Raw genomic sequence first — 22,976 nt, forward strand, 5'->3', positions numbered from 1 at the left:
TCCTTACGTGAAAATGAAAATCGGAGTTGTGGGACCAGGAGCTATTGGTCTATTGTATACATTTTATTTACAAAAAAGTAATCAAGATGTTACGTTGTTTACAAGGACAGCTAAGCAGGCTGACGAATTAAATATAACGGGTGTAACTTGTATTAGGGAGGGGAAACGTGAAACGGTATTCCCGCCAGTATTACCAATAGAAAGTATGCTAGACCAGCAGCTAGATTATATATTTATTGCTGTTAAGCAATATCATATAACTGACATACTACCTTTTGTGCGAGGGAAATCCTCAGTAGTCTTTTTGCAAAACGGAATGTCACACCTTCATGCTATGCAGAAAATAGAGAATGAAAATATTGCAGTTGGAATTGTAGAGCATGGTGCAAAAAAAGAAGAAAGACATACCGTTTATCATACAGGGATAGGTGTAACGAAGTTTGGAATCGTGCGCGGTCGGTCTATACATTTTGAAAAAATATTTAATTGCTTTCCTTTTCCACATTTTCCAATTCGAATAGAAGATGATTGGAAGGGTGTTATGCACAAAAAATTAGTAGTGAATGTATGTATCAATCCATTGACGGCATTATTACAGGTCAAGAACGGAGAATTGATTACGAACCCGTTTTTTAATCAGATGATGGAGCAAGTATTCCAGGAGGTCGTTTTTCTCGTTAAAGAAGAAAAAGAAATGGTATGGGAAATGGTACGTCATGTATGTGAAAGAACGTCTCATAATACATCATCTATGTTGGCAGATGTAAGGGCGAATAGACAAACAGAGATTGGTGCGATTGTTGGATATGTATTAGAAGAAGCGAAGAAACAGCAACGATCCGTTCCGACACTTCAATTTTTGTTCGATGCAATAAAAGGGTTAGAAGTAAAAGTATAAGTGTAATTCTTTGCTTTTACGTGAAACATTGACTACAATGTGGATTGGTGAGAGAACAGGATACGAAAGGAAGAATTATATGGAGATAAAAGAAATCTCTGTTCCGCAACAAGGTGTTGTAGCGGACTATATGAACGGTAAAAAAGAGATACAGTCGTGTTTTGATTATATGTTAACAGAAGATGCTTTTAAACAGCGTGTACAAGATTTGCGTGAGAGGGAGTTTTTCCGCCAAGATTTAGTAGCGCATTTATTAGAATATAATACAAAATTACAAGCGGGAGAAGCTACAATTCAAAATGTAAAAGCGCTTGGAGATGAAGATACATATGTTGTTATAGCTGGACAACAAGCTGGGTTATTAACTGGACCACTTTATACGATTCATAAAATTATTTCAGTTTTACAGCTTGCGAAGGAAAAGGAAGAAAGTTTAGGCGTTAAAGTTGTTCCTGTTTTCTGGATTGCTGGTGAAGACCATGATATGGATGAAATTAATCATACTTTTGTAACGAAGAATAAAAAAATAAAAAAGACCATTTTTCATGATCGTAATCCGAAAAAGGCGAGTGCTTCAGAGTCTGAGCTTTCTTTGGAAGACTGTAGAAAGTGGATTGAAGAAATTTTTAAAACATACCCTGAAACGAATTTTACAAAGGATGTACTGCAATTTATTGATGATTCTTTAGGGGAATCGAATACGTATGTAGATTTCTTTGGTCACCTTATTATGAAAATGTTCATAAATTCTGGTTTAATTCTTGTCGATTCGCATCATCCTGAATTAAGAAAATTAGAAGTGCCGTTTTTTAAACAAATTATAAGTAAGTATAAAGAAGTGCAAGAGGGGCTTCATAACCAACAGGAAGTAATTAAAGAATTAGGGTATAAGCCAATTATTGAAACAAAGTCTAATGCAGTACATATATTCATGGAAATTGATAATGAGCGAGTGTTGCTTGAAGATAATCAAGGGAAGTTTGTTGGGAAGGATGGGGCGTATTCCTTTTCATATGAGGAATTGATTGAAGAGATGGAAAGAAGCCCAGAGCGCTTTAGTAATAATGTTGTAACGCGCCCTCTTATGCAAGAGTATGTATTTCCTACATTGGCGTTTATTGGAGGTCCAGGGGAATTAGCTTACTGGAGTGAATTACAACAAGTCTTCCATACTATCGGTTTCCGGATGCCGCCTGTCGTTCCTCGTATTACAATCACTTATATTGAGAGGGATATAGCGACAGATTTACACGATTTGCAATTGCAAGAGAGTGACCCGTTTTTAAATAACGTAGATAAGTTGCGTGAAAACTGGTTATCTAATCAAATAGAGGAACCGATAGATGAACGATTTGTAGAGGCGAAAAAAGAAATAATTGATATTCATAAGTCATTACAGCAGTTTGTGAAGAAAATAGATCCTGGATTAAGTTCGTTTGCAGGGAAAAATGAGTTCAAAATTAATGAACAAATTGAACTGTTGGAAAGAATGTTGAAAAGAAATGTTGAGAAAAAACATGAAGTGGAACTAAATAAATTCCGTCGTATACAATTTGCAATCCGTCCATTGGGAGCGCCACAAGAGCGTGTGTGGAACGTATGTTACTATTTAAATCAGTTCGGTTTGGATTTCGTTGATCGTGTAATGGAAAACCCGTTTTCTTGGAATGGAAAACATCACGTTATAAAACTATAGAATCTTGCTCTTAGGAGCAGGATTTTATTTTTATCCCGTTGAATTTACTGTGAAGTGAATTTTTTCTGAATTATTAATTTTTAAAAAGCTAATATCGTAATTATGCAGGATACTTAAATATATGACAAAATAGCACAAAATGTAAACGTATTATTATCTTTTTCGACAGTTTTTTATTTAAATTCCCGCAAAAGATGATAAAATTTAGTATATAATAAAAGAAAATAGCGATTTGTATAGTATGCTGCCTTTGTAGGCAAGTTAAATGAGTCGTTCTTTCATAGTATTTCGTTCTCTAGTCGTGAGATATACGTTTAGAGGAGGAGATACATTCAACATAATTAATTGGAAAAAGAGTAGGTGCAACAATGTTTAATCACGTAACAGTGCTTTTGAAGGAAACAGTAGATGGCTTAGATATAAAGCCAGGTGGTACATATGTAGATTGTACACTGGGGGGAGGAGGACATAGTTCTTATTTATTATCCCAATTAACTGAAGGCGGAAGATTAATCGCGTTTGATCAAGATGAGATAGCAATTCAAAATGCGAAAGAAAAATTCTCTTCATACGGTGAGCAGTTCATAACAGTAAAGAGTAATTTCCGTTACCTATCTGAAAAATTACAGGAATTAGGTATAACAGAAGTAGACGGTATTTTATTTGATTTAGGTGTTTCATCCCCGCAATTAGATACACCAGAGCGTGGCTTTAGTTACCATCATGATGCACCGTTAGATATGCGAATGGATCAAGATGCCCCATTAACAGCCTATGATGTTGTAAATAGTTGGTCATATGAACAACTTGTAAGAATTTTCTTCCAGTATGGCGAAGAGAAATTTTCAAAACAAATAGCAAGAAAAATTGAAGCGTATCGTGAGAATAAAGCTATTGAAACGACAGGGGAATTAGTAGAACTAATTAAAGAGGGTATTCCAGCTCCTGCTCGTAGAACGGGAGGACATCCTGCGAAGCGAGTGTTCCAAGCGATCCGTATTGCGGTAAATGATGAATTGAAAGTATTTGAAGAAGCGTTGGAATCTGCAATTGAGATGGTCAAGCCAGGCGGAAGAGTTAGTGTTATAACATTCCATTCTTTAGAAGACCGTATTTGTAAAACGACGTTTAAGCGAAATAGTACAACGCCACAATTGCCACCAGGATTACCAATTATTCCTGATGAGTTTAAGCCGAAATTAAAGCTTATTACAAGAAAACCGATTTTACCTTCTGATATAGAGTTAGAAGAAAATAATCGAGCGCGTTCTGCGAAATTGAGAATCGCTGAAAAACGATAAAAAGGGGAGAGAGGTATGAGTAACTTAGCTGTAAAGTACAAGCAACAAGCGCAAGAAGAGGTTCAGATTCAAACGCCCCCACAGCAGATGGTTCAGCCAAAAGCTAAAGCGAAGATTACAAGAATCGAAAAACTGTTGTATGTAGCGTTTATTGGCTTTTTATTGTATGCCTGTGTAGCGTTTATTGGAAATAAAGCAGGCCTTTATCAAGTTAATGTAGAAGCTGCGACAATAGAACAAAAAATTGTACAGCAGCAAAAAGAAAATCAAGAATTACAGGCTGAAGTAGAGAAGTTAAGTCGTTATGAACGAATCGCTGAAGTTGCAAAAAAACACGGGCTAGAAATTAATGCGAATAATGTGAAAGGCCTCAAATAAGGCAATAGGTGTGAAGGGAAAATGAAGAGAGATATGACTAAATTTCATACCAATAAGGGAGCAGGGTATTTTATGATTTTATTCCTCCTGCTCTTTTTGCTGTTATTAGCCCGATTTTTTTACATACAAGCGACAGGAACAGTGCATAATCAGGATTTGGATAAACTTGCTAAGCAAAAACATAGTAAAACAGGAGTTCTCGAAGCAAATCGCGGGACGATTTATGATCAAAACGGTCATGTGTTAGCGCAAGATGCAAACTCTTATAAGCTTGTAGCCGAATTAAAAGGTGCAAAGCCGGTTGAGAATAAAGAGGATACTGCAAAGAAAATTGCGGGCGTACTCGGAAAAGATGAAGAGAAGATTTTAGCTACATTAAATAAAAAAGATAAAAGTCAAGTCGAATTTGGAACGCTAGGTAAAGATTTGACGAAAGAACAGAAGGAACAAATTGAAGCATTGAAATTGCCAGGTATATCTTTTATTACTGAAAATGCAAGAGTGTATCCGAACGGTGATTTTGCATCTTACGTTATAGGTCATGCTAAACCGAATGAAGAGGGAACTTCGGTGGGACAATTTGGTTTAGAAAAAAGTTTAGATAAGTATTTAAGTGCTTCTAACGGAAAAGTAGCTTATACAGGTGACCGTAAAGGTGTGTCTCTTGACGGTGGAACAGTGAATGTAAAGGCACCTAAAAACGGAGATAACACGTATTTAACGATAGATCAACGTGTTCAAAGTTATTTAGAAGATGCGATGAAATCTGCAAGTAAACATTATGACCCAGAAAGTTTAATAGGGATTGTTGCAGATCCAAAAACAGGGAAAATATTAGCGATGTCTAGTAAACCTAGTTATGATCCGAATGATCGTCAAATTCAATATTTCTTCAATGACGCAATTGCAAATGCATTTGAACCTGGATCAACCATGAAAATTTTCACGCTAGCAGCAGCTATTAATGAAGGTGTGTATAAGGGACAAGATTATTACCAGTCTGGTACATATCAAGTCGGGAACCGCAAAATAAAAGATCATAATGGCGGCGCTGGATGGGGATCTATCACATTTGATGAAGGGGTAGAGCGCTCTTCCAACGTAGCGTTTGCTATTTTAGGTGATCAAAAACTTGGTCCAGACCGTTTCAGAAAGTATATCCATGCTTTCGGATTAGATGAAAAAACGAATATTGATTTACCTGGTGAAGGTTCAAATACCATTTTATTCGATCAGCAAATACAGCAAGTAACGACAGCTTTTGGACAAGGCTCCACTGTAACACCAATTCAGCTTGTACAAGCTGCAACTGCTATTGCGAACGATGGAAAAATGATGAAACCTTATACAATTGATAAAATTGTAGATCCGATAACAGGGGAAGTAAAATTAGAACATAAGCCAGAAGAAGTGGGCAAACCGGTGACAAAAGAGACAGCAGCGCAAGTAAGACAGTTATTAGAACGCGTTGTTACATCGCCGAAAGGAACAGGAACTGCTTATAAAGTTGATGGCTATTCAGTTGGTGGTAAAACAGGAACAGCGCAAATTCCGGATGGAAAAGGAGGCTATATGACGGGAAGAGAGAATTATATATTCTCGTTCTTAGGTATGGCACCTATGGATGATCCGCAACTTGTTGTGTATGTAGCTGTTAAACAGCCAAAATTGAAAGATGATGAGAGTGGTGCACAACCTTTAGCTGATATTTTTAAATATGTAACGAAGAATAGTTTAGAGTATTTAAAGATTAAGCCTAATGAAGTGAAAGATCCGAAGAAATATGTGAAAGAGCAGCAAACTGCTGTTCCAGATGTAACGGGAAAAACGATGGAAGAAGCGAAAAAAGCCATTGATAAAGCAAAACTTCGTCCAATCGTATTAGGTGAAGGGAAAGTGCAGCAACAAGTACCGAAAGCAACCGAACAAACATTGAAGGGTGATCGAGTGTTCTTAGTGGGAGATCAACCTACAATGCCGAATATACAAGGCTGGGCACTTCGTGATGTTATGAATTTAGCAAAAACATTAAAGCTTAACCTAAAACCTACTGGTACCGGATATGTAACCGAACAAAGTGTACCAGAAGGAACATTGTTGCAACCTGGTACAGAGTTAGGTGTAACACTTGTACCGCCACTTGAACCACAACAAGAAGCAGAAAAGCCGTAATGGTAAAAGAGAAGAAGTTCTAATTAAATAAGTACAAGCATATATTGGAACAAGCTAGGCGTAAGGGAGGCTTGTTCCAATATGCGTGTATCAAATGTAACAGTTAGAAAACGACTTATTTTTATACTCATATCAGGTATACTTATTTTCACTATCATCGATATTCGTCTTGGATATGTGCAATTTTTTCTTGGGAATATGTTAACGGATCGTGCGAAAGATTCATGGAGTCGTAATATTACTTTTGAACCTGAACGTGGGAAGATTTTAGACCGAAATGGTGTGGAACTTGCTACGAATAAAAGTGCTCCAACTGTCTTTGTTGTACCGAGGCAAATTGAAAAACCAGCAGAGACTGCAGAGAAGTTAGCTGCAGTATTAGGTGTGGAAAAAGATGAGATTTATAAGAGAATTACAAAAAAAGAATCAATTGTAAGGTTAGATAAAGGCGGAAGGAAAATATCACATGATAAAGCGAAAGAGGTAAGAGGATTAAGTTTGAAAGGTGTTTATATCGCAGAGGACTCTATCCGGTACTATCCATTTGGTAACTTTTTATCACACGTATTAGGGTTTGCAGGTAGTGATAACCAAGGTCTTATGGGACTAGAAAAATATTATGATAAAGAACTAAATGGTGATGAAGGTCATGTGCGCTTTTTTGCAGATGCAAAAGGGCAAAGGATGCCTAATGTTGGCGATGATTTCAAAAAACCAGAAGCTGGTTTGAATTTAGGCTTAACAATTGATGCACGTATTAATAGAATTATGGAAAGAGAAATGAATATTGCAGAGTCGACATATAATCCAGATGGTATGATTGCGATTGCGATGAATCCGAAAAATGGTGAAATTTTAGGTATGTCGAGTCGGCCGAGCTTTGATCCAGCAGATTTTCAAAGTGTTTCTCCAGAAGTGTACAATAGAAATTTACCAGTATGGAGTACGTATGAGCCTGGTTCAACATTTAAGATTATTACGTTAGCCGCAGCTTTGAATGAAAATTTAGTAGACTTAGAGAAAGATACGTTTTATGATGATGGAGCAGCTGAAGTTGGTGGAGCTAGATTGAAATGCTGGAAAGCAGGAGGCCATGGTAGCCAAACGTTTTTAGAAGTAGTTCAAAACTCTTGTAACCCAGGATTTATTGAACTGGGTGATCGCCTTGGTAAAGACCGATTATTTAAATACATTCGTAATTTTGGCTTTGGACAAAAAACCGGAATTGACCTGCAAGGTGAAGGTAGTGGGATTTTATTTAATTTAGACAAAGTCGGTCCAGTTGAGCAAGCAACAACTTCATTCGGTCAAGGTGTTTCTGTTACGCCAATCCAACAAGTAGCGGCAGTAGCAGCGGCTGTAAATGGTGGGACATTGTATCAACCGTATATAGCTAAAGAATTTATTGATCCGAAAAACAATCAAGTTGTAAGTAAAAAGACACCTGTAGCAAAAAGAAAAGTTATTTCCAAGGAAACTTCAGAAAAAGTTCGGTATGCATTAGAGAATGTTGTAGCAAAGGGATCTGGTAAAGGTGCTTTCATTGATGGGTATCGTGTAGGTGGAAAAACAGGTACGGCTCAAAAAGTGAAAGATGGTAAATATTTAGAGAATAATTATATTGTATCTTTTATCGGTTTTGCTCCAGCAGATGATCCGGAAATTGTTGTATATGTTGCTGTTGATAATCCGAAAGGTGTCACGCAATTTGGTGGAGTAGTAGCAGCTCCAATTGTTGGGAATATTCTGCGGGATGCACTTCCTGTTATGGGAGTGAAACCGAGAAAAGAACAAGTTGAGAGAGAATATAAATGGGGCGATACACCAACTGTGGAAGTTCCGAATTTAATTGGTATGAAAAAGAAAGACTTACAGACGCAACTCGTTGATTTGAAGCTTGATATAAGCGGAGATGGAGAGAAAGTCATTAAACAGTCCCCAGAAGCAGGAGCTAAAGTGAAAGAAGGCTCAAAAATTAGAATTTACTTCGGGAATTAAAGGTAACCTAGTACGTTTTATGGTACAATTGGTGGAAGTGAGTTCTTTATAGAAGAGTTACTTAATTTGAGACCGCAAGAGTCTCGGTTATAAATAGGTCTATTTATTAGACAGAGTAGCACTTACCTCCTATTTTACATAATTAGGAGGTAACGTGTTGCTTATTAATAAAAGAGATAAATACACAATGTAGAGAGGGTTTAGTGAAATGAAGTTGCATACACTTGTATCATGTTTGCATGATTTTCCAGTTGTTCCAAAAGAAAATCCAGAAATCACATCTATAGAAGCTGATTCACGTAAAGTGAAAGAAGGAAGCTTATTTGTATGTATGAAAGGATATACGGTTGATAGCCATGATTTTGCTAAGCAAGCAGCGGCACAAGGAGCGGCTGCTATTGTTGCGGAAAGACCAATTGATGTTGACGTTCCAGTTGTACTTGTGAAAAATACTTTTCGTTCGTTAGCGGTTTTAGCTGATTATTTTTATGGTCAACCAACACACAAGTTACATTTAATCGGTATTACAGGTACAAATGGAAAGACAACAACATCGCATATTATGGATGAGATTATGCGCGCACATGGTCATAAAACGGGGCTAATTGGAACGATTAATATGAAAATCGGTGATGAAACATTTGAGGTGAAAAATACAACACCAGATGCACTAACACTTCAACAGACGTTTGCAAAAATGGTTGAACACGGTGTGGATAGCACAGTAATGGAAGTTTCGTCACATGCTTTAGATCTTGGCCGTGTACACGGATGTGATTACGATGTAGCAGTGTTTACAAATTTAACACAAGATCATTTAGACTATCATAAAACGATGGAAGAATATAAACATGCAAAAGGGTTGCTATTTGCGCAACTTGGCAATAGTTATAATCATAATCGTGAAAAATACGCGGTATTGAATAACGATGATGCTGTAACAGCGGAATATATGAGAAGTACTGCAGCAACTGTTGTAACGTATGGAATTGATACAACAAGTGATGTTATGGCCAAAGATATCGTTATGACAAGTGGTGGAACTACATTTACGCTTGTAACACCGTATGAGAGTGTAAATGTTACGATGAAATTAATTGGGAAATTTAATGTATATAACGTACTAGCTGCGACAGCGGCAGGACTTGTTTCTGGTGTAAGTTTAGAAACAATCATTGATGTAATAAAGGAACTAGCTGGAGTTCCAGGACGTTTTGAAGTGGTTGATGGTGGACAAAATTATACAGTTATTGTTGATTATGCACATACACCAGATAGCTTAGAAAATGTATTGAAAACAGCAAAACAGTTTGCAAAAGGTGACGTATATTGCATCGTCGGTTGTGGCGGTGATAGAGATAGAACGAAGAGACCAATCATGGCAAGTGTTGCAACACGATATGCAACTCACGCTATTTACACTTCAGATAATCCAAGAAGTGAAGAGCCAGGAGCTATTTTAGATGATATGGTACATGGTGCAAATGGAAATAATTATGAAGTAATTATTGATAGAAAAGAAGCGATATACCATGCAATTGCTAACGCAAAAGCTGAAGATATCATCATTATTGCTGGTAAGGGTCATGAAACATATCAAATTATTGGTAAAGATGTTCATCATTTTGACGATCGTGAAATCGCTAAAGAAGCAATTACAGAGCGTTTAAACAACGAAGAGTAACAACGTGAGAGGAGGACTACATGTGCTTGAGCAAGGTTTATTAGTAACGGCTGGGGTAGCATTCTTAATTTCTGTTGCCCTTTCGCCATTGTTTATTCCATTTTTAAGAAAATTAAAGTTCGGACAGAGTATTCGTGATGAGGGACCAAAATCACATCAAAAAAAATCAGGGACACCGACAATGGGTGGTATCGTCATATACGTATCTATGATGGTAACTTCACTTATTATGGCGATTAAGTTTAATCATTTAGGTGCAGAGGTATCGTTATTACTATTAGTGACATTTGGTTACGGATTGATTGGATTTTTAGATGACTACATAAAGGTAGTTAAGAAGAGAAATCTTGGTTTAACATCAAAACAAAAATTAGTAGGTCAGCTTGTTATTGCTATTGCGTTCTTTTTAATTGGAAAAGGGCAAGCGTTCCACACATACATCATGATTCCGGGAACGGATGTTAAGTTTGAATTAGGTTGGGCGTATTTTGTACTTGTACTATTTATGCTTATTGGTGGATCGAATGCAGTTAACTTAACTGACGGTTTAGATGGTTTATTATCAGGAACAGCTGCTATTGCATTTGGAGCATTTAGTATTATTGCTGTGGCACAAGAGCAATTTGGAGTAGCGATATTCTGTATGGCAGTTGTAGGAGCTGTACTTGGATTTTTAGTATTCAATGCGAATCCAGCAAAAGTGTTTATGGGAGATACAGGTTCATTAGCTTTAGGTGGAGCCATTGCAGCTGTAGCAATTTTATTAAAACAAGAATTGCTACTTGTAATCATTGGCGGAGTATTCGTAATGGAAACTTTATCGGTTATTATTCAGGTTATTTCGTTTAAAACAACAGGAAAACGTGTCTTTAAAATGAGTCCATTACACCATCATTATGAATTATGTGGTTGGTCAGAATGGCGTGTTGTTGTGACGTTTTGGTCTGTAGGATTTTTATTAGCTGTGTTAGGAATTTATATCGGGGTGTGGATGTAATTGAAAACTGTAACTGAATTTCAAAATAAGAATATTCTTGTATTAGGCATTGCAAAAAGTGGTTATGCAGCAGCTACATTGTTACAAAAGTTAGGGGCAAATGTTATTGTAAATGACGGAAAGCCTTTAGCAGAGAATGTACTTGCTGCAGAATTACAAGCAAAAGGAATGGATGTTGTATGCGGTGGTCATCCTTTAGAATTATTAGAGAGAAATATTTCTCTTGTAGTAAAAAATCCAGGAATCCCGTATTCTAATCCAATATTAGTTGCTGCGAAAGAAAAGCAAATTCCAATTGTTACGGAAGTTGAATTAGCATATCGTATTTCAGAAGCACCATTTGTTGGGATTACGGGGTCTAACGGTAAAACGACGACGACAATGCTTACATTTGAAATGCTAAAAGAAGGACAAAAGCATCCCGTAATTGCAGGGAACATTGGAACTGTTGCGTGTGAAGTAGCACAGGATGCAAAAGAAAATGAAGTTGTAGTTACAGAGCTTTCATCGTTCCAATTGATGGGAGTAGAATTGTTCCAACCTAAAATTGCTGCGTTTTTAAATTTATTTGAGGCCCATTTAGATTATCATGGGACGAAAAAAGAATATGGCTTAGCAAAAGCAAATATTTTTAAAAACCAAACAGAAAATGATTATAGTGTAATAAATGCAGATGATGCAGATGTGATGGCTTTATCTGCTTATAGTAAAGGTCAAAAAGTACTGTTCTCAACAACGAAAGAAATTGAAGATGGTGCGTGCATAAAAGATAATGCTCTTTATTTTAAAGGTGAAAAAGTTGTTGAAGTAGGTGATATCGTTTTACCTGGTCAACATAATTTAGAAAATATTTTAGCAGCGATGAGTATCGCAAAATTATTGGGTGTTTCTAATGAAGCGATTACGGCAGTTTTAAAACGTTTTACAGGTGTAAAACATCGTTTAGAATATGTAACAACTATAAACAACCGTAAGTTTTATAATGACTCAAAAGCAACGAATATGTTAGCGACAGAGAAAGCTTTATCTGCGTTTACACAACCGACTGTGTTATTAGCAGGTGGGCTGGATCGTGGAAATGAATTCGATGATTTAATTCCGTATTTCAAAAATGTTAAAGCGATTGTAACATTTGGACAAACAGCTCCAAAATTAGTAAGAGCTGCAGAAAAAGCGGGATTAGATACAATTGAAAGTGTCGATACTTTAGATGAAGCTGTAGTGAAAGCATATGCTCATTCTACAGATGGCGATGTAATTCTTCTTTCTCCAGCATGTGCAAGCTGGGATCAATTTAAAACATTTGAAGAAAGAGGAGACATTTTTATACAAGCTGTGCATAAACTTATATAAAGTAAATCAAAACATCAGTAGGCTAACACCTACTGATGTTTTGTTACATAGGGCAAAAGTTTCTGCCTAAAGAGGTGGTGTTTATGGGTAATGAAGAAAACGCCTGATTTTATTCTCATCATCGTTACACTTGCGTTGTTAACAATCGGAATGATTATGGTTTATAGTGCGAGTGCGGTTTGGGCCTCTTATAAAATGGGGGACTCATTCTTTTTTGCAAAAAGGCAATTGCTATTCGCAGGTCTTGGTGTAGTGGCTATGTTTTTTATTATGAAAATTGATTATTGGGTGTGGCGTACGTATTCAAAAGTAATTTTGCTAGTTTGCTTCATTCTTCTTATTCTCGTTCTTATTCCTGGAGTAGGTCTTGTTCGAGGAGGAGCGCGAAGTTGGATTGGAATCGGGGCATTTTCCATTCAACCGTCCGAATTTATGAAGTTTGCGATGATTATTTTCTTAGCGAAATTTTTAGCGGAACGACAAAAATTAATTACCTCTTTTAAACGTGGTTTACTACCAGCTCTAGGTTTTGTATTTCTTGCTTTCGGAATGATTATGTTACAGCCGGACCTTGGCACAGGAACGGTAATGGTTGGGACATGTATCATTATGATATTTATCTCAGGAGCAAGGGTCTTTCACTTTGCAATGTTTGGTTTGCTTGGTGTAGCAGGATTTGTAGGGCTAATTGCATCAGCACCGTATCGGATGAAACGTATTACATCATATTTAGACCCGTGGTCAGATCCGCTTGGAAGTGGATTTCAAATTATTCAATCGTTACTCGCAATTGGACCAGGTGGATTATTCGGGCTTGGACTTGGACAAAGTAGACAAAAGTTTCTTTATTTACCTGAACCGCAAACAGACTTTATATTTGCAATCTTATCCGAGGAATTAGGTTTTATTGGTGGTTCATTTGTGTTATTATTATTTAGTCTATTATTATGGCGTGGGATTCGTATAGCTTTAGGAGCGCCAGATTTATATGGTACGTTTTTAGCAGTAGGTATTGTGGCGATGATTGCGATTCAAGTAATGATTAATGTTGGTGTTGTAACAGGATTGATGCCTGTTACGGGTATTACTTTGCCGTTTTTAAGTTATGGTGGATCAAGTTTGACATTAATGTTAATGGCAGTAGGTGTATTATTAAATATAAGTCGCCATTCTCGCTACTAAACCCTGTTTTATAAGACAGGGTTTTTCGTATGTGTACGAAGAAACAATATGTATATAGAAATAAATACTGTAATAAGAAAAAGAGAAGCGGAGGAGTTAGTAGTGCGTGTATTAGTAAGTGGTGGGGGCACTGGAGGTCATATTTATCCGGCTCTTGCTTTAATAAGAGAAATAAAAAAATTAAATCCGGAAGCAAGGTTTTTATATATTGGTACGGAGAATGGATTAGAGAGCACAATCGTGCCCAAAGCAGGTATACCGTTTCAATCTATTGTTATAAGTGGATTTAAGCGTAAAATATCGTTAGATAACGTGAAAACGGTGATGCGTTTCCTAAAAGGTGTACAAGATAGTAAACGATATATTCGTCGTTTTAATCCAGATATTGTAATTGGAACAGGTGGATATGTATGTGGACCTGTTGTATATGCTGCGGCAAAATTAGGTATTCCAACTATTGTACATGAACAAAATAGTGTACCTGGTGTAACGAATAAATTTTTAAGCCGCTATGTTGATAAAGTTGCAGTTTGTTTTGAAGCGGCTGCAGAACATTTTCCGCAGTCAAAAGTGGTCATGACAGGAAACCCAAGAGCGTCAGAAGTAATGGATCAAAATGGAATGAAGGGAAAACGTTCAGTAGGTTTATCTCTTCCTAAAAAATCCGTGCTTATTTTTGGTGGCAGCCGTGGGGCTAGACCAATTAACGATGCTTTCGTAGAGGCAATTGAACAGTTTGGAAATAAAAGTTACGAAATATTATATGTAACAGGTGAAGTTCATTACGACAAAGTGATGGATGCAGTGAAGCAAAAAGGGAATCCGAATAATGTTATTATTAAACCTTTCATTCATAATATGCCAGAAGTACTTACCGGTGTAGACCTGGTTGTCTCAAGGGCTGGAGCAACAACACTTGCAGAATTAACAGCGTTAGGTAAGCCAAGTGTGTTAATTCCGAGTCCTTATGTAACAAATAACCATCAGGAAAAAAATGCACGTTCTGTTGTCGATAAAGGAGCAGCAAAAATGTTGCTTGAAAAAGATTTAACAGCTGAAACACTTATTCGTGATATTGACGAGATTTTATTAGATGCACAAACATTACAAAATATGAAGCTTGCTGCTGGGCAATTAGGTATTCCAGATGCAGCAAATAAGTTGTATGAAGTAATGAATAAGCTTGTAAAAAAATAACGTTAGGTGAACGCCCTGCATACTACTGTAATAAGGATGCTTAGTATGGGGGAGATTGGTTTATGGAGCAATTAGTAAATGAGCTTATAGAAGCAAATGTTGGTCGTGTGTTAGTGGATGAACCGTTAGCACGTTATACAACTATGAAAATAGGTGGACCAGCTGATATTTTAATTGTGCCAAAGCATGTTGCCGGTATTGAAAAAACGTTGCAGTTAGTAAAGAAATATAAAACAAAGTGGACTGTAATTGGTCGCGGTTCGAACCTTCTTGTATCTGATCTGGGTATAGAAGGTGTCGTTATTCGTTTAGGAGAAGGATTAGACCACTTAGAAGTCGAAAAACATAGGGTAAGAGTTGGTGGTGGGTATCCCCTGATTAAATTATCAACTTTACTTAGTCGTCAAGGGTTAGCGGGTCTGGAGTTCGCAAGTGGTATTCCAGGAAGTGTTGGTGGTGCAGTGTATATGAATGCAGGAGCACATAAATCGGATATATCAAACATATTATCAAAAGCTCTTATTTTGTTTGAAGATGGAACAATTGACTGGTTAACGCATGAAGAAATGGAGTTTTCCTATCGTACATCTGTATTGCAAACGAAACGCCCTGGTATTGTTTTGGAAGCTGAGTTTCAATTACAGATAGGAGAGCGTGAGGGAATTGTAAGTGTCATGCAAAAGAATAAAGATTACCGCCGTGAAACACAGCCATGGAATCACCCTTGTGCAGGAAGTGTGTTTCGGAATCCAATTCCATACTTTGCAGGAGATTTAATAGAGAAGGCGGGACTTCGTGGTTATCAAATAGGTGGAGCTCAAATTTCTGAAATGCATGGGAACTTCATTATTAACACTGGTGGAGCTAGCGCGCAAGATGTATTATCTTTAATAGCATTAGTAAAACAAACAATCAAGGATAAATTTAGCGTAGAAATGCATACAGAAGTAGAAATCATTGGAAGATAACGGTTATTCGTTCCGCTCATTATCATTTATGTTATAATAAGAAGATAAGAACGGCATGAGGAACATGCCGTTCTTTATGTTACGTAGGGGGATCGTACATGAAAAATAGTAAAGTGATTAAACTACAGGATCGTGTACCAAAGTTAAAAAATCAACAGAAAAAAAACAAGAAAAATGTTAATCATCGGTTGATTCTATACATATCAATTTTATTTTTATTAGTGCTCTTTTTAATTTATTTTCGGTCTCCGCTTAGCAATATAAAAAAGATAAGCGTGTTTGGAAATCATTATATGACAGATGAACAAGTGATGAAGGAATCAGGTGTGACATATGATACAAGTTATTTCCGAGTGACAGCACATAAAGCAGAAGAAAACTTAACGAAACGAAAAGAAATTAAAGCAGTAAATGTAAAGAAGCGTTTTCCAAATAAAATTGACGTTCATATTGAAGAATATTTAACGATTGGTTATATAAACAAAGATGGGAAATTACAACCGTTATTAGAGAACGGGAAAACACTTGATGTACTCCCGAACGGAAAACTTCCTGTTGCAGCGCCAATTTTTGAACCTTTTAAAGAGGAGAAAATGAAGGAGTTAATTGCTGAGCTTGAAAAATTAACACCAACTATTTTAAGGTCTATTTCTGAAATTCGTTATTCACCGACAAATGCGAATGAAGACCACCTTACTTTATATATGAATGAAGGGTATGAAGTGAGCACTACGATTCAAAATTTCGCAAAACGTATGGAAGCTTATCCACTTATCTTAAAAACAATTGAGCCAGGTAAAAAGGTATTAATTGACTTAGAAGTAGGGGCGTATACGAAAGAATTAGGAGCAGAAGAAAAAAAAGAATAGAATGATAGTTTTCACTACGTTATTGTAGAAAAAACGAAACGAATGTTCTGCTTGGTGCATAGGAATTTACAAGAATGGTTCATTTGATGAAAAATATGTAAAAATTCTTAGATTCATACTAGGATTGGTACAAGTTTCACTTTTCTATGAGTACATCTTAGTGTAGACTTATACTTGGCGGTAATCTTTACACTTGAAATAGAATTATTTCAAGATAAGCAGTTATTCACAGTTTACTGCAATATTCTTAAATGAATGTTAAATAAAAATAAGAAAAATATAGGGTTAAAAAAGGGAAACGTATAAAGACGTTGAATATTTTTCTTATAAATAGTAAAGTTGCGATTGTTGTTCCATATATTGAGTTGTATGGTATAAATAAAGAAGGAGGTGCCAAAGAATGAACAGCAATGAAATATATGTTAGTCTTGACATCGGTACATCCAATGTTAAAGTCATCATTGGTGAAATGGTTAATGACAGCTTAAACATTATTGGTGTTGGAAATGTAAAATCAAATGGTTTAAAGAAGGGATCGATAGTTGATATAGACGAGACTGTTCGATCAATTAAAAAAGCAATTGAACAAGCTGAGCGCATGGTGGGAATCCACATTGAGCAAGTTGTAGTAGGTGTCAATGCAAACCAGGTACAGCTACTTCCGTGTCACGGAGTAGTCGCTGTTTCAAATGAAGATCGTGAAATCGGGAATGAAGATGTCTTACGCGTTCTAGATGCAGCACAAGTTGTGTCAATTGCTCCAGAACGTGAGTTTATTGATGTGGTACCTCGACAGTTCATTGTAGACGGTCTTGACGAGATTAACGATCCGCGCGGGATGATCGGTGTAAGATTAGAAATGGAAGGTACACTTATTACAGGCTCGAGAACTTTACTACATAACCTACTTCGTTGTGTAGAAAAAGCAGGTCTTGAAATTGTTGATATTTGTCTTCAACCTTTAGCGGCTGCAACAGTTGCTATATCTTCAGATGAAAAAAATAGAGGAGTAGCCCTTGTTGATATGGGGGGAGGATCTACAACTTTATCTATTTTTAAAGATGGAGAGTTACAAGCAACGAGCGTATTACCATTAGGTGGAGACCATATAACGAAAGATATTGCGATTGGGTTGAAAACTTCAACAGAAAATGCAGATCAAATTAAGTTGAAATATGGACATGCTTTTTATGATACAGCGTCGGAAGAAGAGATGTTTACGGTTCCTATTATGGGAAGCGATCAAACAGAACAATATTCTCAGTTGGAATTATCGGATATAATAGAGGCTCGTGTAGAGGAAATTTTAATGTTTGTTCAAGATGAAGTGCGTAAGTTAGGAGTAAAGCAAGTAGCTTCTGGTTATGTACTAACTGGTGGAATTGCTTCTATGCCAGGTGTTCTTGATCTTGCATATGATATTTTACATGAAAATGTTCGTATAGCAACTCCTGATTATATTGGCGTGCGTGAGCCCCAATATACAAGTGGAGTAGGATTAATTAAACATTCTTATCAAAAAGCTAAGTTGCGTGGGAAAAATGTGCAGGAAAAACAAGAGCATTTTGAACCAGTACCAGCACCAGCTCCAACGCCGGTACAACAGCAACCTGCGAAACAAAAAACGCGTAATCAAAACAATAATAATCAAAATGATGACCGTATGATGTCAAAAGTAAAACGTGTATTCCGTTATTTATGGGATTAAAATTGGACACGAAAAATGAGGTTCTAGGGGGATTTCGACATGTTAGAGTTTGATACTACTCAAGATCAATTAGCGAATATAAAAGTTATCGGTGTCGGCGGTGGCGGAAACAATGCTGTAAACCGTATGATTGAACACGGTGTACAAGGTGTAGACTTTATCGCTGTAAATACTGATGCACAAGCATTAAATCTATCAAAAGCTGAAACGAAAATGCAAATTGGTGGAAAATTAACACGTGGACTTGGTGCAGGTGCAAACCCTGAAGTAGGGAAAAAAGCAGCAGAAGAAAGTAAAGAACAGATCCAAGAAGCACTTCGTGGTGCTGATATGGTATTCGTAACTGCTGGTATGGGCGGCGGAACTGGAACTGGTGCAGCTCCAGTTGTTGCTCAAGTGGCAAAAGAATTAGGTGCATTAACAGTTGGTGTTGTAACACGACCATTTACATTTGAAGGACGTAAGCGTGCAACACAAGCGGCATCTGGTATTGCGGCATTTAAAGAAAATGTAGATACACTTATTGTAATTCCAAACGATCGCTTATTAGAGATTGTTGATAAAAACACGCCAATGTTAGAGGCATTCCGTGAAGCAGATAACGTATTACGTCAAGGTGTTCAAGGTATTTCTGATTTAATTGCAACACCAGGTTTAATTAACTTAGACTTCGCAGACGTAAAGACAATTATGTCTAATAGAGGTTCTGCTTTAATGGGTATTGGTTCTGGTAATGGAGAAAATCGTGCTGCTGAAGCTGCGAAAAAAGCGATTTCTAGTCCATTATTAGAAACATCTATTGATGGAGCTCAAGGTGTTATCATGAACATTACGGGTGGAGCTAACTTAAGCTTATATGAAGTACAAGAAGCGGCAGACATTGTAGCTTCAGCTTCAGATCCAGAAGTAAATATGATCTTCGGTTCGGTTATTAATGAAGGATTAAAAGATGATATCGTTGTAACTGTAATTGCAACTGGTTTTGATGATACAATTGCAACTCAACCACCAAAACCAATTATCCGTCCGAATGTGAATCACACGCAACAACAGCAACAGCCAGTAGCTCAACCACCAAAACAACGTGAAGTAAAACGTGAAATGAAGCGTGAAGAGCCGGTTGTACATGAGCGTCATTCAGATTCAGATGATATCGATATTCCAGCATTCTTACGTAATCGTCGTAGACGATAAAAGAAAAGGAGCATTTATGCTCCTTTTTTGTTTTATACAGGGAAAAGATCTGCTAAGCAGGTCTTTTTTTATTGTAATTTATTCCGCTTTTTGCTGGGTAGCCCAATTGGTGAGGGCTAATAATCAGTGGGGGGATGAAGAAAACCCCCACTGATTAAAGTTTGAAAAAAAGATAGCATTCTATGAAACATATACTTTTATTTTTTACCGACAGATTATGTCTAGAAAGCACAAAATAACAAAAAAACACCTCCGCAAATTGACACACTTTCCTATTGGATATGCATTATACTAGTCTCAACTTAAAAAAAGAGGTGAATTGTTTGGTTGTTTACGCCGACGTTGTTTGGTTGTTAAACGCCTGCATTGATTTTCTTTTACTTTTATTAACAGCTACCGTGTTAAAAAAGAAGATCAAAAGATGGAGGCTTGTGTTAGGGGCATTGATAGGTTCAACCATTGTTATTTTTGCCTTTACTCCTTTTGCTTCTGTGATGACACATCCAATTATGAAACTACTGTACTCGTTACTTATTGTGTATACAGCATTTGGGTTTACAACATTTAGAAATTATGCACAAACTGTTTTTACTTTTTACTTTGTAACCTTTATGGTTGGCGGAGGGTTAATGGGCACTCATTTCTTTTTGCAAACGAATGAAATGGTAAATGGGTTGGTTCAATCTCAATCAATTTCTTACGGTGACCCAATTAGCTGGTTGTTTGTTATTTTTGGTTTTCCAGTCATTTATTATTTTTCTAAAAAGCGGATTGAAAGCGTAGAGGTTACAAAAATACACTATGATCAAATTGTGAAATTGAAAGTTCAATTAGCTGAAGAGGAGCTAGAACTTGCAGGCTTAATTGATAGTGGAAATCAACTTTACGACCCGTTAACGAAAACACCTGTTATGATTATGCATATTTCATCGTTAGAACATTGTTTGCCGGCTTGGTTAACAGAACAAATTTATTCCAAAACAGAAATTCCTCAAATACCAGAAAATGATTCTGGGTGGGCGACAAAATTACGCTTAATTCCTTTCCGAGCAGTGGGAGTAGAAAGTCAATTTTTATGGGCAATTAAGCCAGATAGTGTACAAATTTATCATGAAGGAAGTTCTATCGTTGTGAACAAAGTATTGATTGGATTAAATACACAACAGTTATCAACCAATGGAGAGTATCAATGTATTGTGCATCCGAAAATGTTAATTTCGCAAAAAATGGTAATTGCTTAATAATGGGAGGCGGGATAATATGATGAAATTAAAATTTTATTTAGTATACCTTTGGTATAAAGTATTGCTGAAATTAGGAATTAAGACCGATGAAATTTATTACATTGGTGGAAGTGAAGCGTTACCACCGCCGTTAACGAAAGAAGAAGAGGAAGTTCTTTTAAATAAATTGCCAAAAGGAGATCAGGCGGCAAGATCGTTACTGATTGAACGCAACTTACGGCTAGTCGTATATATAGCAAGAAAATTTGAAAATACAGGGATAAATATTGAAGATTTGATTAGCATTGGAACAATTGGTCTTATTAAAGCGGTAAATACATTTAATCCAGAAAAGAAAATAAAATTAGCAACATATGCCTCACGTTGTATCGAAAATGAAATTTTAATGCATTTGCGCAGGAATAATAAAAATCGTTCAGAAGTTTCTTTTGATGAACCGCTTAACATCGATTGGGATGGAAACGAACTTTTATTATCAGATGTATTAGGTACAGACGATGATATTATTACAAAAGATTTAGAAGCGACTGTGGATCGTCATCTTCTAATGAAAGCATTACATCAATTAAATGATCGTGAAAAACAAATTATGGAACTTCGGTTTGGGCTTGCTGGAGGAGAGGAAAAGACGCAAAAAGATGTAGCGGATATGCTTGGGATTTCACAGTCATACATTTCGCGTTTAGAAAAAAGAATCATAAAAAGATTACGAAAAGAATTTAATAAAATGGTGTAAAGAGTAAGGCCAGCCGTTATCTAGGCTGGTCTTATTCTATTTAGTTGTATGAGGAAGGACAACTAAAATGAAAAATGAAGAGAAAACCGCATGCATAAAATCCCCTTCAAAGGAAATACTTTACACTGTACAGCAACTCCCGATAGGAGGGAACACTTTGACGAGAAACAAAGTAGAAATTTGCGGTGTTGATACAGCTAAACTTCCCGTACTAAAAAATGATGAAATGCGTAAATTATTTCGTGAAATGCAAAGTGGAGAGATAAGCGCAAGAGAGAAATTAGTGAATGGAAACTTACGTCTTGTACTGAGCGTCATCCAAAGATTTAATAACAGAGGAGAATATGTTGACGATTTATTTCAAGTTGGTTGTATCGGACTTATGAAATCCATTGATAACTTTGATTTAGGCCAAAATGTAAAATTTTCAACGTATGCTGTGCCGATGATTATTGGGGAAATACGCAGATATTTGCGTGATAACAATCCGATTCGCGTATCTCGCTCCTTACGAGATATTGCGTATAAAGCGTTACAAGTAAGAGAAAAGTTGATTGCAGAAAATTCAAAAGAACCGACAGCAATGGATATTGCAAAAGTGCTTGAAGTGACTCATGAAGAAATTGTTTTTGCTTTAGATGCAATTCAAGATCCAGTTTCATTATTTGAGCCGATTTATAACGATGGGGGAGATCCTATCTTTGTTATGGATCAGTTAAGTGATGAAAAACAAAAGGACGAGCAGTGGGTTGAAGAGTTAGCTCTAAAAGAAGGAATGAAGCGTTTAAATGATCGTGAGAAAATGATTATTCGAAAACGTTTCTTCCAAGGAAAAACACAAATGGAAGTTGCAGAAGAAATTGGGATTTCTCAAGCGCAAGTGTCACGTTTAGAGAAATCAGCTATTAAACAAATGAATAAGACGATTCAAGGATAAGGTTTCACCATTTATGGTGAGACCTTTTTATATGTCATATAGTTTGTTTGCGTTCATAGTAGGGGAGCTGTGTTCATATAATGAAAATAATATGAGGTTGGCAAGAGGATGCTTCCTGTTCATTTGAGAAACAATGTTTTTTCGATTCGTCATATATAAGGGAGAGGATGAAAGTGATACGAATTTCGGAATTACAGATGAAAGATATAATAAATGTTTCAGACGGAAAAAGGCTGGGTAATATTGGAGATATCGAAATCGATATGAACACAGGAAAAATCGAGTCTATTATTATTTCCAAACAGGCACGTATGTTAGGGATCTTTGGGAAAGATATAGAAATTGTAATTCCTTGGAAAGAAATTGTGAAAATTGGGGAAGATGTCATACTTGTTAGAGTAAATTCTGTTAATTCTGTAACAGAATCAATACAAACACCGACAATTTCATAAAGAATATTACAA

The 22,976-nt window shown here is 36.5% G+C and carries 19 protein-coding genes; all 19 read left to right on the forward strand.

The annotated features are described in order from the left end of the window. The first annotated feature begins 7 nt into the window (after positions 1-7). Positions 8-898, forward strand: coding sequence for a 2-dehydropantoate 2-reductase (gene panE / locus PDK19_RS04070; protein ID WP_000782390.1), 891 nt, complete (start codon positions 8-10; stop codon positions 896-898). Between the two features lie 79 nt (positions 899-977). Further along, positions 978-2,594: a bacillithiol biosynthesis cysteine-adding enzyme BshC gene (gene bshC / locus PDK19_RS04075; RefSeq protein WP_074614876.1), complete on the forward strand. Its 1,617-nt coding sequence runs from the start codon at positions 978-980 to the stop codon at positions 2,592-2,594. Between the two features lie 368 nt (positions 2,595-2,962). Further along, positions 2,963-3,895, forward strand: a complete 933-nt coding sequence (gene rsmH / locus PDK19_RS04080) for a 16S rRNA (cytosine(1402)-N(4))-methyltransferase RsmH (protein ID WP_000481789.1) — start codon at positions 2,963-2,965, stop codon at positions 3,893-3,895. Positions 3,896-3,910: 15 nt separating this feature from the next. After that, the gene (ftsL, locus tag PDK19_RS04085) at positions 3,911-4,273 is read left to right on the forward strand and encodes a cell division protein FtsL (protein WP_000067081.1); all 363 of its coding nucleotides are present in this window, start codon (positions 3,911-3,913) and stop codon (positions 4,271-4,273) included. A gap of 21 nt (positions 4,274-4,294) precedes the next feature. Next, positions 4,295-6,445 carry a penicillin-binding protein gene (locus PDK19_RS04090; protein ID WP_011040611.1) on the forward strand — a complete coding sequence of 717 codons (2,151 nt, stop codon included), beginning with the start codon at positions 4,295-4,297 and terminating at the stop codon, positions 6,443-6,445. 81 nt (positions 6,446-6,526) lie between these two features. Next, complete coding sequence (locus PDK19_RS04095; RefSeq protein WP_001266225.1) at positions 6,527-8,443, forward strand: stage V sporulation protein D; 1,917 nt, start codon at positions 6,527-6,529, stop codon at positions 8,441-8,443. A 208-nt stretch (positions 8,444-8,651) separates the two neighbouring features. After that, positions 8,652-10,127 (forward strand): UDP-N-acetylmuramoyl-L-alanyl-D-glutamate--2,6-diaminopimelate ligase, encoded by a 1,476-nt coding sequence (murE, locus tag PDK19_RS04100; RefSeq protein ID WP_000766300.1) that lies wholly within the window; start codon positions 8,652-8,654, stop codon positions 10,125-10,127. A 22-nt stretch (positions 10,128-10,149) separates the two neighbouring features. Beyond that, positions 10,150-11,124, forward strand: coding sequence for a phospho-N-acetylmuramoyl-pentapeptide-transferase (mraY, locus tag PDK19_RS04105; RefSeq protein WP_000893058.1), 975 nt, complete (start codon positions 10,150-10,152; stop codon positions 11,122-11,124). After that, positions 11,125-12,477, forward strand: a complete 1,353-nt coding sequence (murD, locus tag PDK19_RS04110) for a UDP-N-acetylmuramoyl-L-alanine--D-glutamate ligase (protein ID WP_000860122.1) — start codon at positions 11,125-11,127, stop codon at positions 12,475-12,477. Positions 12,478-12,567: 90 nt separating this feature from the next. Continuing rightward, on the forward strand, positions 12,568-13,659 hold the full coding sequence (gene spoVE / locus PDK19_RS04115; protein WP_000753510.1) for a stage V sporulation protein E: 1,092 nt from the start codon (positions 12,568-12,570) through the stop codon (positions 13,657-13,659). Positions 13,660-13,761: 102 nt separating this feature from the next. After that, the gene (murG, locus tag PDK19_RS04120) at positions 13,762-14,856 is read left to right on the forward strand and encodes an undecaprenyldiphospho-muramoylpentapeptide beta-N-acetylglucosaminyltransferase (protein ID WP_001265415.1); all 1,095 of its coding nucleotides are present in this window, start codon (positions 13,762-13,764) and stop codon (positions 14,854-14,856) included. 62 nt (positions 14,857-14,918) lie between these two features. Then, complete coding sequence (gene murB, locus PDK19_RS04125) at positions 14,919-15,824, forward strand: UDP-N-acetylmuramate dehydrogenase (protein WP_000437037.1); 906 nt, start codon at positions 14,919-14,921, stop codon at positions 15,822-15,824. 98 nt (positions 15,825-15,922) lie between these two features. After that, on the forward strand, positions 15,923-16,693 hold the full coding sequence (gene divIB, locus PDK19_RS04130) for a cell division protein DivIB (protein ID WP_000798232.1): 771 nt from the start codon (positions 15,923-15,925) through the stop codon (positions 16,691-16,693). A 400-nt stretch (positions 16,694-17,093) separates the two neighbouring features. Further along, a complete protein-coding gene (ftsA, locus tag PDK19_RS04135; RefSeq protein WP_001087553.1) occupies positions 17,094-18,401 on the forward strand; it encodes a cell division protein FtsA in 1,308 nt (435 codons plus the stop codon). Positions 18,402-18,440: 39 nt separating this feature from the next. Then, positions 18,441-19,595, forward strand: a complete 1,155-nt coding sequence (gene ftsZ / locus PDK19_RS04140) for a cell division protein FtsZ (protein ID WP_000888991.1) — start codon at positions 18,441-18,443, stop codon at positions 19,593-19,595. A gap of 323 nt (positions 19,596-19,918) precedes the next feature. After that, positions 19,919-20,836 (forward strand): sigma-E processing peptidase SpoIIGA, encoded by a 918-nt coding sequence (gene spoIIGA, locus PDK19_RS04145; protein ID WP_000261996.1) that lies wholly within the window; start codon positions 19,919-19,921, stop codon positions 20,834-20,836. Positions 20,837-20,855: 19 nt separating this feature from the next. Further along, positions 20,856-21,575, forward strand: a complete 720-nt coding sequence (gene sigE, locus PDK19_RS04150) for an RNA polymerase sporulation sigma factor SigE (protein WP_000976948.1) — start codon at positions 20,856-20,858, stop codon at positions 21,573-21,575. A 157-nt stretch (positions 21,576-21,732) separates the two neighbouring features. Continuing rightward, positions 21,733-22,512, forward strand: a complete 780-nt coding sequence (sigG, locus tag PDK19_RS04155) for an RNA polymerase sporulation sigma factor SigG (RefSeq protein WP_000197753.1) — start codon at positions 21,733-21,735, stop codon at positions 22,510-22,512. A gap of 167 nt (positions 22,513-22,679) precedes the next feature. Continuing rightward, positions 22,680-22,964 (forward strand): YlmC/YmxH family sporulation protein, encoded by a 285-nt coding sequence (locus PDK19_RS04160; protein ID WP_014893538.1) that lies wholly within the window; start codon positions 22,680-22,682, stop codon positions 22,962-22,964. The last annotated feature ends 12 nt before the right edge of the window (positions 22,965-22,976 follow it).

Origin of the sequence: Bacillus cereus group sp. BcHK124 (assembly GCF_027712065.1) — a bacterium.
GTDB classification, from domain to species: domain Bacteria; phylum Bacillota; class Bacilli; order Bacillales; family Bacillaceae_G; genus Bacillus_A; species Bacillus_A pacificus.

Excerpts from the sequence above, each read along its gene's own strand:
- divIB (WP_000798232.1), top strand. The coding sequence starts at position 15,923 with ATGAAAAATAGTAAAGTGATTAAACTACAGGATCGTGTACCAAAGTTA.
- PDK19_RS04090 (WP_011040611.1), top strand. The coding sequence starts at position 4,295 with ATGAAGAGAGATATGACTAAATTTCATACCAATAAGGGAGCAGGGTAT.
- PDK19_RS04095 (WP_001266225.1), top strand. The coding sequence starts at position 6,527 with ATGCGTGTATCAAATGTAACAGTTAGAAAACGACTTATTTTTATACTC.
- murB (WP_000437037.1), top strand. The coding sequence starts at position 14,919 with ATGGAGCAATTAGTAAATGAGCTTATAGAAGCAAATGTTGGTCGTGTG.
- ftsZ (WP_000888991.1), top strand. The coding sequence starts at position 18,441 with ATGTTAGAGTTTGATACTACTCAAGATCAATTAGCGAATATAAAAGTT.
- ftsL (WP_000067081.1), top strand. The coding sequence starts at position 3,911 with ATGAGTAACTTAGCTGTAAAGTACAAGCAACAAGCGCAAGAAGAGGTT.
- PDK19_RS04160 (WP_014893538.1), top strand. The coding sequence starts at position 22,680 with ATGAAAGTGATACGAATTTCGGAATTACAGATGAAAGATATAATAAAT.
- rsmH (WP_000481789.1), top strand. The coding sequence starts at position 2,963 with ATGTTTAATCACGTAACAGTGCTTTTGAAGGAAACAGTAGATGGCTTA.
- spoVE (WP_000753510.1), top strand. The coding sequence starts at position 12,568 with ATGAAGAAAACGCCTGATTTTATTCTCATCATCGTTACACTTGCGTTG.
- sigE (WP_000976948.1), top strand. The coding sequence starts at position 20,856 with ATGATGAAATTAAAATTTTATTTAGTATACCTTTGGTATAAAGTATTG.
- ftsA (WP_001087553.1), top strand. The coding sequence starts at position 17,094 with ATGAACAGCAATGAAATATATGTTAGTCTTGACATCGGTACATCCAAT.
- murE (WP_000766300.1), top strand. The coding sequence starts at position 8,652 with ATGAAGTTGCATACACTTGTATCATGTTTGCATGATTTTCCAGTTGTT.
- bshC (WP_074614876.1), top strand. The coding sequence starts at position 978 with ATGGAGATAAAAGAAATCTCTGTTCCGCAACAAGGTGTTGTAGCGGAC.